Source organism: Sphingomonas sp. M6A6_1c (genome assembly GCF_053345135.1).
Map to the genome: position 1 here is coordinate 19222 of NZ_JBKEZO010000004.1, position 13667 is coordinate 32888.

Annotated in this window: 13 protein-coding genes; 7 read left to right on the plus strand and 6 right to left on the minus strand. The window is 69.2% G+C overall.

Going from position 1 to position 13667, the window contains the following annotated elements:
• Positions 1–34: 34 nt before the first annotated feature.
• Both ACLBWH_RS08630 and ACLBWH_RS08635 read right to left on the minus strand, forming a co-directional pair.
• Complete coding sequence (locus ACLBWH_RS08630; RefSeq protein ID WP_447798235.1) at positions 35–814, minus strand: transglutaminase-like domain-containing protein; 780 nt, start codon at positions 812–814, stop codon at positions 35–37.
• Positions 815–893: 79 nt separating this feature from the next.
• Entirely contained in the window at positions 894–1643 is a 750-nt protein-coding gene (locus ACLBWH_RS08635) for a Bax inhibitor-1/YccA family protein (protein ID WP_322847469.1), read from the minus strand.
• A gap of 134 nt (positions 1644–1777) precedes the next feature.
• On the opposite strand from ACLBWH_RS08635, the gene thpR reads away from it, so the two are divergent.
• The gene (gene thpR / locus ACLBWH_RS08640; protein WP_447798236.1) at positions 1778–2296 is read left to right on the plus strand and encodes an RNA 2',3'-cyclic phosphodiesterase; all 519 of its coding nucleotides are present in this window, start codon (positions 1778–1780) and stop codon (positions 2294–2296) included.
• A 77-nt stretch (positions 2297–2373) separates the two neighbouring features.
• Positions 2374–2910: a superoxide dismutase family protein gene (locus ACLBWH_RS08645; protein ID WP_322847467.1), complete on the plus strand. Its 537-nt coding sequence runs from the start codon at positions 2374–2376 to the stop codon at positions 2908–2910.
• A 201-nt stretch (positions 2911–3111) separates the two neighbouring features.
• On the opposite strand, the gene ACLBWH_RS08650 is transcribed toward ACLBWH_RS08645, so the two are convergent.
• The 3 genes from ACLBWH_RS08650 to ACLBWH_RS08660 all read right to left on the minus strand — a co-directional run bounded on the left by ACLBWH_RS08650 (position 3112) and on the right by ACLBWH_RS08660 (position 6744).
• Positions 3112–4680, minus strand: coding sequence for a spinster family MFS transporter (locus ACLBWH_RS08650; RefSeq protein WP_447798239.1), 1569 nt, complete (start codon positions 4678–4680; stop codon positions 3112–3114).
• A gap of 94 nt (positions 4681–4774) precedes the next feature.
• Positions 4775–5512: a hypothetical protein gene (locus ACLBWH_RS08655; RefSeq protein ID WP_447798241.1), complete on the minus strand. Its 738-nt coding sequence runs from the start codon at positions 5510–5512 to the stop codon at positions 4775–4777.
• Positions 5509–6744 carry a TIGR04063 family PEP-CTERM/XrtA system glycosyltransferase gene (locus tag ACLBWH_RS08660; RefSeq protein WP_447798243.1) on the minus strand — a complete coding sequence of 412 codons (1236 nt, stop codon included), beginning with the start codon at positions 6742–6744 and terminating at the stop codon, positions 5509–5511. The genes ACLBWH_RS08655 and ACLBWH_RS08660 overlap by 4 nt, the downstream gene beginning before the upstream one ends.
• Before the next feature lie 711 nt (positions 6745–7455).
• On the opposite strand from ACLBWH_RS08660, the gene ACLBWH_RS08665 reads away from it, so the two are divergent.
• The 3 genes from ACLBWH_RS08665 to ACLBWH_RS08675 all read left to right on the plus strand — a co-directional run bounded on the left by ACLBWH_RS08665 (position 7456) and on the right by ACLBWH_RS08675 (position 10157).
• Entirely contained in the window at positions 7456–7650 is a 195-nt protein-coding gene (locus tag ACLBWH_RS08665) for a hypothetical protein (protein WP_447798245.1), read from the plus strand.
• The gene (locus ACLBWH_RS08670) at positions 7643–9001 is read left to right on the plus strand and encodes a putative O-glycosylation ligase, exosortase A system-associated (protein ID WP_322847462.1); all 1359 of its coding nucleotides are present in this window, start codon (positions 7643–7645) and stop codon (positions 8999–9001) included. The genes ACLBWH_RS08665 and ACLBWH_RS08670 overlap by 8 nt, the downstream gene beginning before the upstream one ends.
• Positions 9002–9116: 115 nt before the next feature.
• Entirely contained in the window at positions 9117–10157 is a 1041-nt protein-coding gene (locus tag ACLBWH_RS08675; protein ID WP_447798247.1) for an acyltransferase family protein, read from the plus strand.
• Between the two features lie 114 nt (positions 10158–10271).
• On the opposite strand, the gene ACLBWH_RS08680 is transcribed toward ACLBWH_RS08675, so the two are convergent.
• Positions 10272–10838 (minus strand): type 1 glutamine amidotransferase domain-containing protein, encoded by a 567-nt coding sequence (locus tag ACLBWH_RS08680; protein ID WP_447798248.1) that lies wholly within the window; start codon positions 10836–10838, stop codon positions 10272–10274.
• Between the two features lie 111 nt (positions 10839–10949).
• Here ACLBWH_RS08680 and ACLBWH_RS08685 point away from each other — a divergent pair, with 111 nt between their 5' ends.
• A complete protein-coding gene (locus ACLBWH_RS08685) occupies positions 10950–11966 on the plus strand; it encodes a DNA topoisomerase IB (protein ID WP_447798249.1) in 1017 nt (338 codons plus the stop codon).
• 11 nt (positions 11967–11977) lie between these two features.
• A complete protein-coding gene (locus ACLBWH_RS08690) occupies positions 11978–13183 on the plus strand; it encodes a mechanosensitive ion channel family protein (protein WP_447798251.1) in 1206 nt (401 codons plus the stop codon).
• Positions 13184–13667: the final 484 nt, after the last annotated feature.

The following is a 13667-nucleotide window of genomic DNA, read 5'->3' on the forward strand; positions in this document are numbered from 1 at the left end:
TGCCGGATCGTTTCCGTTCCTGCCGGTCAACCGATCAGGCCGCGGTCACCTGCACGCGCTGGTTGACGAATTGGGCGATGCCGAACACCGTCATGAACGCGATGTCGGTCGCGTCGCGGCCGACGCAGACCCGCGCTATCGTCTCCGCCGGCGCCATCCGCGTCGCATCGATCATCCGCCACGCCCCATCCAGCCACAATTCGGCGACCGCGTGGAAATCGGGCGGGTCGACGCCCGGCGCATAGGCCGCGACGCAGCGCGCGGGGATCTCCCCCGCCCGCGCCAGCGCGACGAGCAGATGCGCGTAATCGCGGCACACGCCCGACCGGCTGGCGAAGGTGTCGATCGCCGTCGTCTCGCCGCTGCTCGTATTGGCACGATATTCCAGCGCATCCGCTACCCAGTCGGAGAGCGCCACCGCCAGCGCGCCGCCGCCCATGCCGCCGAACTCTCGGCGCACGAAGCCTTCCAGCCGGTCGGACTGGCAATAGCGGCTCGGCAGCAGATAGGGCACCAGAGCCCCATCGAGCGCGCGCGCCGGCGTCGCCGGCAGGCGGGCGAGATCGACCGGCTGCCGGTCGATCTCGACGATTGCGCGATATTCAGCCTTCAGCCAGGACTCGGCGCGGATCCAGCAGCGTTGGCCGATCCCCTCTTCGCCGCGCACCGCCACCACCGGCGTGTCGCTCCACACCGTCAGCGCCTCGGACACGATCCGCTGATCGGGCATCGCCGCCGCCTCGATCTGCAGCAGCACGTCGGCCGGCGGCCCCATGATCGCATAATCCAGGTCGACTTCGATCGAGATCCGCATCGGCCATTCCTTCGGGACAAACGAAAGAGCCCGGCGGCATCGGCCACCGGGCTCCCGACATGACGATCGAACGTCGGTCTTAGTTGCGCTGTGCGCCGAACAGACGAAGGACGAACAGGAACATGTTGATGAAGTCGAGATACAGCGACAGCGCCGACATGATCACGGCCTTGCCGACCATGTCCGAACCCGCGACCTGGAAGTACAGGCTCTTGGTGCGCTGCGTGTCGTAGGCGGTGAGACCGGCGAACAGCAGCACGCCGACCGCGCTGATGACGAGGTTCATCACGCTCGACTGCAGGAACAGGTTGATCAGGCTGGCGACGATCAGGCCGACGAGGCCGATGATCAGGAAGGTGCCGAACGCCGACAGGTCCTTCTTGGTCGTATAGCCGTACAGGCTGAGACCGGCGAAGCCCGCCGCGGTCGAGAAGAACGCACCCGCGATCGACGTACCGCTGTAGACCAGGAAGATGGTCGACAGCGACAGGCCCATCAGCACCGCGAACGCCCAGAACAGCATCTGCAGCGTCGAGGTCTGCATGCGGCCCTGCCCGAAGCTCATCGCGAACACGACGCCGAGCGGCGCGAACATCAGCACGTAGCGCAGAATGCCGCCACCCATGAACACCTGTGCGGCCGGCGAGGACGCCCCGCCCCAGGCGAACAGCAGCGCGACGATGCCCGTCAGCAGCACGCCCGATCCCATGTAATTGTAGACCGACAGCATGTACGAGCGCAGACCCGCGTCATAGGCGCTGCTGCGCGCTTCGGCGCGTGGAGCCCCGAACGGCGCGGCGCTCGGCCGGGGGTCAGACCAGTTAGCCATGGTATCCAAAACTCCTTTACCGACCAGATGTCGGATGACCGAAATATCGGCCTGCCGTGGTCCTATTTCAAGCGAAACCGGCTAAGCCTCGGTTCCAAAGCAACAGAACTTTACAAAGAGACGTTCGTCCCGCCATGCGCCTGTTCGTCGCCCTGCGTCCGCCCCCCGCGATTCGCCAGTCCCTGCTCGCCGCGACGGGGGGCGTGCCGCACGCGCGCTGGCAGGACGACGCGCAGCTCCACTGTACCCTGCGCTTCATCGGCGACGTCGACCGGCCGCAGGCGGAGGATGTCGCCGCCGCGCTCGCCGGCCTGTACGCGCCTGTGCCGCAGGTGCGGATCGCCGGCGTCGGCCGCTTCGCGCACAAGGGCCGCACCGATACGCTCTGGGCGGGACTCGCGCCGGGCGATGCGCTCCACCATCTCGCCCGCAAGGTCGAACAGGCCTGCGTCCGTGCCGGCCTGCCGCCCGAACGGCGCGCCTATCTGCCGCACGTCACGCTCGCCCGCCTGCCGCGCAGCGCCGGCGCCGCGCCGGAGATCGACGGCTGGCTCGCGGTCCATGCCGGCCTCGCCAGCCCCGCCTTCGCGATGCCGCATCTGATCCTCTACGAAGCCACCTCGGCGGCTAGGGTGCCAGCTATGCGCCGGTGATGCGCTGGCCCCTTGCGCCGCCCGTGGAACCGCCGCAGGTCATGCCGGGTTCGTAAGGAAACCTCGGGAGACCTTTGATGCGCGCTATCCTCATCCTCGCCGGCCTGTCCTCGCTGGCGCTGGCCGCCTGCACCCAGAAGGAGGAGGTCGCGGTCGGCAGCCCCACCGCCGGCGGCGCCCGCGCCACCGCCTCGCTGCGCACCGCCACCGGCCTCGACGCCGGCCGCGCCACCGCGACCGAGGTCGCCGGCGGCATCCGCTACACCGTCGACGTCAAGGGCCTCCCCGCCGGCACGCACGGCGCGCACATCCATACCACCGGCCGCTGCGACGCGCCCGACTTCACCACCGCCGGCGGCCATTGGAACCCGACGACGATGAAGCACGGCAGCATGAACCCGCAGGGCCCGCACGAGGGCGACCTGCCCAATCTGATCATCGGCACCGACGGCCGCGGCACGCTCGGCGTGACCGTCCCCGGCGCGACGATGGCCGGCCTGCTCGACACCGACGGCGCCGCGATCGTCATCCACGCCGGCCCCGACGATCTGATGACCGACCCCTCCGGCAACAGCGGCGGCCGCATCGCCTGCGGCGTCTTCGGCGCCGCCTGAGCCGCGCGGTTCACGAAGACCGGAGTGGGGGAATGTGCCCCACTCCGGCATCGCCAGAGCATGGTCTCACGTCGTCATCCCGGCGCACGCCGGGACCCATGGTGGCGGCTCGACTGTGGTTACGCACTCACGCTCATGGCGCCGTGTCCATGGGTCCCGGCATGCGCCGGGATGACGAACGGAAGGCAGAGCATCTGCCCCCTAGATAACCTCCCCCACCGCCCGCGCCCGCGCCTCGCGCGACGCTTCCGCCGCCGGCACCAGCCGATAGGCCGCCACCGCGCACCCCAGCGTCACCGGCACCACCGCGAGCAGCGACAGCATCCCCACCGACAGGCTTCCCGACAGCGTCGAGATCCGCCCCGCCAGATACGGCCCCATCGCCAGCCCGAGCAGCGTCGTCCCGATGAAGAAGGTCGCCGTCGCGGTGCCGCGCATCCGCGGCAGCACCAGATCCTGCGTCGTCGCCGCCGCCGATCCCAGCGCGCCGCTGGCGGTGATCCCGGCGAGGAACAGGCACGGATAGAACACCCAGACGCTGCCCGCGGTGAACGCCGCGACCAGGAACGGCACCGGCACGCACGCGCCGACGATCACCACGATCAGCCGCCCCGCCGGATTGCCCCGCCGCAGCCGGTCGGCGACCACCCCGCCGATCGTCAGCCCCAGGAACCCGGCGAGCGCCCCGCTGCTGCCGAGCAACAGCCCCGCCCGCGCCGGCGTTTCGCCGAGCGCGCGCAACGCATAAGGCGCCGCCCAGAAATTCGCCGCATAGCTCAGGAAGGCGTTCAGCCCGTAAGCCACCACCGTGCACAGGAACGCCGGCGTCGCGATGATGAGTGCGAAGGTCGCCGGATCGCGCCGCCGCAGCGCGCAGCCCCATGAGAAGACCGCATATACCCCCGTCCCCACCGCCAGCCATTGCGGCTTGGGTTCGCCCAGCGCGATCAGCAGCGTCACCGCGCCAATCACCACCGCCAGCCCGGCCAGATTGACCAGCAACGCCCGCCCGCCGCCGCGCGCCGCGCCGATCAGCGTCAGCGGCGGGATGATCGTCAGCAACTCCTGGAAAAAGGCGCGGAACGGCGCCGGATGCCGCTCCGGCTCGGGCAGCCCCTCGACCAGCCCGCGGATCGGCTCGCGCAGCGTCGCGATCCATACGGCGACGATCAGCCCCGGCAGCCCGACCGCGAGGAACGCCGCCTGCCAGCCGACCAGCCCCAGCGGCCCGCCGCCCGGCCACGCCCGGTTCCAGCCCTGGACGATCGCCCCGCCGATGAACAACGATACGCCGCCACCGACGTACAATCCCGCCGAATAGATCGACAGCGCCGTCGCGCGCAGCCGCTTGGGGAAATAATCGGAGATCAGCGAATAGGCGGACGGCGACGCGGTCGCCTCCCCCACGCCGACGCCGATCCGCGCCAGCGCCAATTGCCCGCCGGTACGCGAGAAGCCCGACAGCGCGGTCATCGTCGACCACAAGGCCAGCCCCACCGTCATCAGCCGCACCCGATGCCAGTTGTCCGCCAGCCGCCCCAGCGGAATGCCGAACAGCGCGTAGAAGACGCCGAAAGCGGTGCCGTACAGGAACCCGAGGTCCTCGTCCTTGAGGTGGAGGTCGTGCTTGATGTCCTCGGCGAGGATCGAGATCACCTGCCGGTCGATGAAGTTGAGCACATAGACGACGAACAGGATGCCGAGCACGTACCAGGCGTAGCGCGAGGCCTGCTGCTCCCCATTGCCCGCATCCGCCACCGTTCCGGCCATCGCTCCCTCCCGCGTATTTCGCCGGAGGCTAACAGAGGCGGGGCGGCGCGATAAGCCCGAAATCGATACCCGATATTCTAAAGCATCGCCGCACCTAAGCGCGCAACCGCCGCCGCGTGCTGCGCTCGAGCCGGTCGAGCAAGGATTCGATCGACGGCACCTCGGCAGGTGCCGGCGGTTCGTCGGGCTCCACCGCCGCGGGTTCCTCGACCGGCTCGGGCGCCGCGCTCACCACCGCGACCGGCGGCCGCAGCGGCAGCACCGGGCGCACCGGCTCGCGCGGCACCTCGGGCAAGGCGTCGGGATGGAAAGCGGCGAGCGGCAGGTCGAGATCGGCGGGGATCGCCCGCTCGTCGGGCAATGCCCCCTCGCCGCCGTCGTCATCCATGTCGTCATCGATCGGCGCGACCGCCCGCGATGATGTCACCGTTTCGATCACCGGGGGCGTCGGCGGCGGCAACGGCGTACCGAGATCGGCGGCGGACATCGGCCGGCGCGCCGGTGCGTCGGGATGCGCATCAGCGCGGCGCAGCACCGGCACACCCGCGTCCGTCGCCGGCCGCGGCGCGAACAGCCCGCCCGCACCGAACAGCAGGAACAAGGCCGACCACGTCACCGCCGCCGCCAGCCCGCCGCCCGCCAGCGCGAGCACCGCACGCGCCGTGTCGCCGAGCGGCGGCGCCGCCACCGCGATCAGCGCCGGCAACCCGCTCTGCCATACCCAATCCTCCAGCACCGCCTGCGGCACGAGCAGGAACAGCGCCGCCGTGGCGAGCCCCGCGAGCGCACCGCCCGCGGGCGCGATCCATGCGGTTACGCGCGAACGCCTCATATACCGGCCGGGGAACGCTGCCATGATCCATCCACTGTCGCGGCCGCCGTCAGCCGCTGGTAAATCGGTTCGTAACGACAAATGTTTGACGACCAGTTACGCTCCTGCTCGACGAACGCCCGCGCCGCCGCGCGTCGCCGGTCCCAGCCGCTGCGGTCGGCGAGCAACCCGGCGAGCGCGGCGGCGATCGCCGCGGGATCGTCGGGCGCGAACAGCGTCCCCGTCTCGCCGTCCCGGATCAGCTCGCGATGCCCACCGACATCGGAGGCCGCGACCAATTTGCCCTGTGCCATCGCCTCCAGCGGCTTGAGCGGCGTCACCAGCTCGGTCAGCCGCATTGCCTTGCGGGGATAGGCGAGCACGTCGACCAGCGCATAATAACGCTCCACCTCGGTATGCGGCACGCGCCCGACGAAGCGGATCGCGTCGGCCGCCGGCGACGCCGCCGCCTGCGCGCGCAGCGCCGCCTCCATCGGCCCGCCGCCGACCAGCAACAGCCGCGCGCGCGGCCGCGCCGCGACCAGCGCCGGCATCGCCGCGATCAGATCGTCGAGCCCTTCGTAATCGTAGAAGCTGCCGATGAAGCCGATCGTCTCCGCATCCGCCAGTCCCAATTCTGCCGCCAGCGCCGGGTCACGCGCCACCGGCGCACCGAACAGCGCCATGTCGACGCCATTGGGCGACACGACGATCTTGCCGCCGTCGACGCCGCGCGCGATCAGGTCGCCGCGCAGCCCCTCGCAGATCACCGCCACCGCATCGGCGCGCCGCACCGCCCAGCTCTCCAGCGCCCGCGTCGCACGATACCGTGCCGATCCCTCGCGCCCGGTGCCGTTGCCGACCGCGGCATCCTCCCAGAAGGCGCGGATCTCATAGACCAGCGGCAATCCCCGCCGCCGCGCGACGCGCAGCGCCGCCAGCGCATCGAGCACCGGCGAATGCGCGTGTAGCACGTCCGGCCGGAACGAATCGACCGCCGCCGCGATCCGCCGCGCGAACGCCGCGATCCCCGCCAGCTCGCCTGCCACGCCGCCCCGCAACGCCGCCTGCGTGCGGTGGAAGGTCAACCCGTCCTCCGCCTCCACCGCATCCGCCACCGCCCCCTGCCGCGGCCCGGTCACCGCCGCCACCTGCCAGCCGCGCTGCTCCTGCGCCTTCAGGATCGCGCGCGTGCGGAACGTATATCCGCTCTGCAGCGGCAAACCGTGATCGAGGACGTGAAGGATACGCATCGCACGCGCTTATGCCACACCGGCTTAAGGACGCGTCAACCCACGCCCCCTTGCCTCGGCGTGCCGAACCCGACCGGCATTCGGGTTCGGGCGGCACCGCCGACACCTTCGTGTAAGAAGAAGATATGTTCACGCGGAGGCGCGGAGGCGCGGAGATGGAGCGCGCGGTAAAGCGTGGCCCGCTCTCACACCCCGATGGAAAGCGCCACGGCCCCGACAAACGCAACACCTCCGCGCCTCCGCGCCTCCGCGCGAACCATCCTTCTTCTCGTCGCCCGAAACGTGTCGCCGCCGCTCTCCAAACCCACGCCGTCACCCCGGACTCGTTCCGGGGTCCACCACGCGGCGAGGAAAAAGGCTCGAGCCTCAAGCCGCGCTCCGCAGCCCGGTGGCCCCGAGAGAACCGAGACCTCTGCGAAAGTCGGTGCGCTCACCCCGGCATTGCACCCCGGCGGAGGCCGGGGGCCCAGTTGGGCGAAGGGTGGTGGTGACTTACCGCGGCTTTCCCAACTGGGCCCGGCCTCCGCCGGGGTACATCATGTGTTTCGCAGCAGTCTCGAAAAGGTCCGGGGTGGCGGATCGGATGTGGAAGCGACTCGCCCGTCATCATCGCAGCGACACCCCACAGCCCACCCCCCCCCACCCCGCCCGAAAACACCAGACCCGCAACGCACTTAACGTGGCATCAACCCCCGCCATCCCATAGGCTCGGTGAATGGACCCGAGCCGCGCCACCTGATGATCGACAATCTGTCGCTGGCGCTCACCCATGGGCTGATGCTGCTCGCCGCGTGGCTGCTGCTCAAGCGCACCGATCTCGATTCGGAGGCTCCGCCGCCCCGCCACTGGCGCGCCCGCGGTAATCCTCCCCAAATCCCGCCCGCGGACGACCAGTCCGGTGCGTGACCTCGTCTTCGTCGCCTTCCTCGCCGCGATCTTCGGCATGGGGCTGCGGCGGCCGTTCATCCTCGTGCTCGCCTATGTCTATATCGACATCGTCTCGCCGCAGCGGCTGACGTACATGCTGCTCAACACCGTGCCGATCTCGCTGATCGCGGTGGCGCTGGCGGTCGGCGGCTGGCTGCTGATGGACGACAAGAGCGACAGCCGCTTCTCGCCGCGCCAGGGGCTGATCGTCGCGCTGCTGCTTTATTGCTGGGCGACCACCGCCGGCGCCGACTTCCCGCTCGATGCGAAGGACAAATGGGACTGGGTGTGGAAATGCCTCGCCTTCGCCGCCTTCCTGCCGCTGACGCTGCGCACGCGGCTCAGGATCGAGGCCTTGCTATTGTTCATGATCCTGTCCGCCGCCTCGATCATCATCGTCGGCGGCATCAAGACCGCGGCGGGCGGCGGCGGCTATGGCCAGCTCGACCTCATGGTGAACAACAATTCGGGCCTCTACGAAGGCAGCACCATCTCCACCGTCGCGATCGCGATCGTGCCGCTGATCGCGTGGTTCATGCGCTACGGCACGATCTTCCGGCCCGACTGGAAGGTGAAGGGCTTCTGCCTGTGCCTGATCTTCGCCTGCCTGCTGATCCCGATCGGCACCTCGACGCGCACCGGGCTGCTCTGCATCGTCCTCGTCGCCCTGCTGTCGCTGCGCAACGCGCGGCGCAAAATGCTGTATCTGACGATGATCGCTGCCGCCGCGGTGATCGCGGTGCCATTCCTGCCGGCGAGCTTCACCGACCGGATGAGCACGATCAAGAGCCACGACGCCGACGAATCCGCCTCGACCCGGCTCGCGGTGTGGCAGTGGACGATCGACTATGCCAGATCGCACCCGTTCGGCGGCGGGTTCGAGGCGTATCGCGGCAACCACATCCGCTACGAGATCAAGAAGACCGACGGCGCCGGCCCCGCCCCCGCGGTGTCCGACCAGGCGGTCACCGACAAGGCGCGCGGCTATCACAGCGCCTATTTCGAGATGCTCGGCGAACAGGGCTATCTCGGCCTCGCCTTGTGGCTCAGCATCAGCCTGATCGGCATCGTCCGCATGGAGGTGCTGCGCCGCCGCTACCGCGACCCCGCCGGGCCGTTCGGCTGGGCGGGACCACTGGCGGCCGCCCTGCAGACCGCGCATCTCGTCTATCTGCTCGGCGCCGCATTCATCGCGATCGCCTTCCAACCCTTCGTCTATATGCTGATCGGCGCACAGATCGGCCTCGATTCCTACCTTGCGCGGCGCCGCGCGGAAACCGCGCAGGTGCCGATGCGGCGACCGCGCGCGACAGGGTCGGTGACGGCGTGATCCCTCCGTTGCGCAGGCCGGCCCCTACCCCAAACCACCCCGTCGCCCCGGACTGGTTCCGGGGTCCGCTCCGCGGAGCAACCGCGCGCACCCCATCCGCCGCCCCAAATCACCGATGACCGAATTGCGCGCGCTAACCAGCGTCCGCGGCATCGCGGCGTGGCTGGTCGTCCTCTACCATATCCGCGGCGGTATCGCCGGGCTGCCGCCCGCGGTGGAGGCGGTGCTCGCCAAGGGCTATCTCGCGGTCGATTTCTTCTTCCTGCTGTCGGGCTTCGTCATCTGGCTGAGCTGGCATGCGCGGCTGCGCGATCCCGCCGCTATCCCGCGCTTCCTGCAAAAGCGCATCGCCCGCATCTGGCCGCTGCACGCGGCGATGCTCGCCGCCGCGGTGGCGCTGGCGTTGCTGTTCCGAGCGACCGGCCGCACCGACCCCGCCTTTCCCTTCGCCGAACTGCCGCTACACCTGCTGCTCATCCAGAATTGGGGCTTCACCGATGCGCTGCGCTGGAACGATCCGGCGTGGTCGATCAGTTGCGAACTCGCCGCCTATCTGCTGTTCCCGCTGCTCGCGCTGGCGGTCGACTGGCGCAAGCTGCCGAGCGTCGCGCTGGTCGCCCTCGCCGCCGTCCTGTTGCTCGCCCTCCACGCCGCGATGCAAGGCGCGGCATCCTTGGGGGAGGACATCCCCCACCACGGCCTCACCCGCTGCCTCGCGGAATTTGGCACCGGCACGCTGCTCGCCGCGCTCTACCTGCGCCGTCCGCGCGCACACTGGCCGGCACTGGCGGCGCTGACGACCGCCGCCGCATGGGCGCTCGGCACACCGGAGACGCTCGCCGCCCCCGCCACCTTCGCCGCGCTCCTGCTGCTGCTGGCGCTCACCGCCGGCCGCCCCGGCCATCCGCTCGAAGGCCGCCGGCTCCACTGGCTCGGCGAGATCAGCTACGCGACCTACCTCTCGCACTTCCTCCTGTGGAAGGCGTTCAAGCTCCCGCTCGCCGCACCCATGCTCGGCCCGCCGCTGATCGCGCTCTACCTGCTGCTCGTACTGATCGCATCGGCGGCGCTCTACCGCTGGATCGAGCGCCCCGCGCAACACCGCATCAACCGACTATTCGTCCCCCGCCAGGCGGAAAAGGACCGTTCAGCGTAAGCCGAACCGTTAACCGGGAGGACACGGCACGCCTCGATCACGAAGCTGCACCCTGTCCTCCCCTCCGTCATCGCTTTGCGGCGCCACCTCCCCCTTCCGGGGAAGGACTCCGCTTCACGCCTCCTCGCTCTCGTCGGCCAGCTCTTCCGCCAGCGCGTCGAGGATCGCCTGGTTGAACGCCGGGATGTCGTCAGGCTTGCGGCTGGTGATCAGATTGCCGTCGACCACCACCTGCTCGTCGACCACGTCGGCGCCGGCATTCTCCAGATCAGTGCGCACCGACGGCCAGCTCGTCACCCGGCGTCCGTCGACCACGTCCGCCTCGACCAGCAGCCACGGCGCGTGGCAGATCGCCGCGACGATCTTGTCGTCCTCCATGAATTCGGTGACGATCTCGATCGCCCGGTCCTGCAGCCGCATCTTGTCGGGATTGCCGACGCCGCCCGGCAGCAGCAGCGCGTCGTAATCGTCGGTGTCGACGTCGTCGAGCGTCAGGTCTGGGGTGATGCTCTCCCCCTTCTCGCTGTCGTTGACGACGCCCTGGATCGGATCGGTCTTGATCGAGGCAAGGCTGATCTGGACACCCGCATCGAGCAGCGCCTGGCGCGGCTTGAACAGTTCGTCCTGTTCGAAACCGTCGGTGGCGAGGATCAGCACGCGCGCTTGGGCAAGGTCGGCCATGTCATGTCTCCTGTGGGGATGCGACGCACCAACAGTCGCGCCCGCCGCACGTTCCGGAACAGACGGCGACCTCCGCGCATTTTCGGACGACCCGCACACGAGGAGCAATGGGTGGCATCCCGAATAGTCTATTGCGACGATTCCAGACCCGGCATCACCCGTAAGAAGGTGCGCAACGGCTGCGCCTATTTCGCCGCGAACGGTGCGCGCATCACCGACCGCGACGAGATCGACCGGCTCAACGCCGTCGGCCTGCCCCCGGCCTATCGCGACGCCTGGTATTGCCCGCGCGCCAACGGCCATATCCAGGCAATCGGCTGGGACGAGAAGGGCCGCAAGCAATATCGCTACCACACCGGCTTCCGCGAGGCGCAGGAGGCGGCGAAATACGAGAAATGCGCCGATTTCGGCCATTGCCTGCCCAAAATCCGCAAGCGCGTGGAGGCCGATCTCGCCAGCCACGGCCTGCACAAGGACCGTGCCGTCGCCGCCGTCGTCCGGCTGCTCGACATCGGCCATATCCGCGTCGGCAACGAAGCCTATGCGCAGGCCAACGAAAGCTACGGCGCGACGACGCTGCGCAAGCAGCACGGCGAGGTCCGCGGCGCCACGCTCAAGCTGCGCTACAAGGGCAAGTCGGGCAAGGAGCGCGACATGCAGGTGACCGACAAACGGCTCGCCGCCACCGTCAAGAAGATGCAGGATCTCGACGAACAGCATCTGTTCGCCTGGGTCGATGCCGCCGGCGAGGCGCATCCGGTGACCTCGTCCGACGTCAACGACTATATCCGCCGCGCCGGCGGCGGCGACTTCACCGCCAAGCATTTCCGCACCTGGGGCGCCAGCGTCACCGCGTTCGAGGCGCTCGCCTCGGCCGAGGCGGACCTCAGCCTCAAGGCGCTGCTCGAACCCGTCGTCGCGCGGCTCGGCAACACCCCGGCGATCGCGCGCAAGAGCTACGTTCACCCCTCGCTCATCGACCTCGTGAAAAAAGGGCAGAGCGCCTTTCGCGAGGCGCTCCGCCTGCCGCGCTCGGCGCGCTATCTCAGCCGCGCGGAACGCGGCCTCATCGCGTTCCTCGAAGCGGGAACCCCGGCCGCGCTGCCCGTCCTCAAGGCCGCCGCCTGAAAAGGTTCGTCATGTCCACCAATGCTACCGCCGCCGCCAAGGCGCCGATCTTCGATGCCGGCAACGTCCAGGGGCAGATCGGCGAGCTCTACACCGCGAGCGAGATCTGGCTGCACACCCATTGGCTGCAGATCCTCATCGCCTTCGCGATCGGCGCGGTGATTGTCATCGCGCTGCACGGCCTGCGCCGGCTCGGCCGGAAATTGTGCGGTAAGGACGTCGGCCGCCGCGGCTGGGGCACCATCCTCGGCCGCGCGATCACCCGCACCAGCAATTTCTTCATCGTGATGCTCGCCGCCAAGCTGGTAGTCGGCTATGCCGGCGCCCCCAGCCAGGTCGCCACCACGGTCAATTTCCTGTGGACCGTCGCCTCGGTGTTCCAGGCGGCGATCTGGGCGCGCGAACTGATCCTCGGCGCGATCGAACATCGCACCAGCAGCGAACATTACAGCGGCGAGGCGCTGCTCAGCGCGATGGGCCTCATCCGCCTGCTCGTCACCGTCGCGCTGTTCGCGGTCGCGCTCGTCGTCGTGCTCGACAATCTCGGCGTCAACGTCACCGGCCTCGTCGCCGGTCTCGGCGTCGGCGGCATCGCCATCGGCCTTGCCGCGCAGGGCATCTTCGGCGACCTCTTCGCGGCGCTGGCGATCATCTTCGACCGCCCGTTCCGCCGCAGCGACAAGATCAGCTACGGCACCACCAGCGGCGTCATCGAATCGATCGGCCTCAAGAGCACCCGCATCCGCGCCTTCACCGGCGAGCTCCGCGTCATCAGCAACAAGCAATTGCTCGACAAGGAAATCCAGAACACCAGCGTACGCGACCACATCCGCATCGGCTTCACCATCGGCGCGGCCTACGAGACCCCGCCCGACACGCTCGCGCGCATCCCGGCATTACTCCGCGAGATCGTCGAGGCGGAGGGCGGCACCGTCGCCCGCTCTGGCTTCGAGACGTTCGGCGCCTCCAGCCTCGACTTCGCGCTGCAATTCGACATCCCCGGCGACGATTGGGCCACCGCCCATCCGATGCGCGACCGCATCATGGTCGGCATCATGACCCGCTTCGCCGCGGAAGGGATATCCATCCCCTACCCGACGCAGACCAACTACACCGCCGCCCCCGACGGCACGCTGGTGATGCCCCATGCGACGGCGGACGCGCCGGTCGCTTCGCCGGCAGCCAACCCTCGCAACGCAGACCGTCCACCCGCGTGAACTCGCCCCTATTGCCGGCCTCGGGCTGCTCGCGCTCGCTCAATTCGACCCCGGGCGCGGCGAAGAAATCGTCCCAAGCCCGATCGGCCGGCACGATCACGCGCCGAACCCCGCCACGCAGGATCGTCCCCTCCCGAACACCCTCGGGAAACGCGACATCCTTGGGCAGGCGTACGGCCACCGGTTCGACCGGAACAGGGTCGTACGGGCCATACCGTCTCCTTCAAGGCTAAAGGGACAGCAGGGATATATAGCGGCGAACACCGCCGCGCCAGACATCTACGCGCCGCCGCGTGACAATGTCTTCGTAGCCGATCGACCTCCGCAAAACGCTCGCTGTACCCCGGCGAAGGCCGGGATAAGTCATTACAAACCTTCACCCCACTGGGCCCCGGCCGCCGCCGGGGTACATCAGCGGGTAGCCGTCCTACACGTTGAGACCATCGCTATCACGGATACACCCGGGTTCGGGGCAACCCGCTAC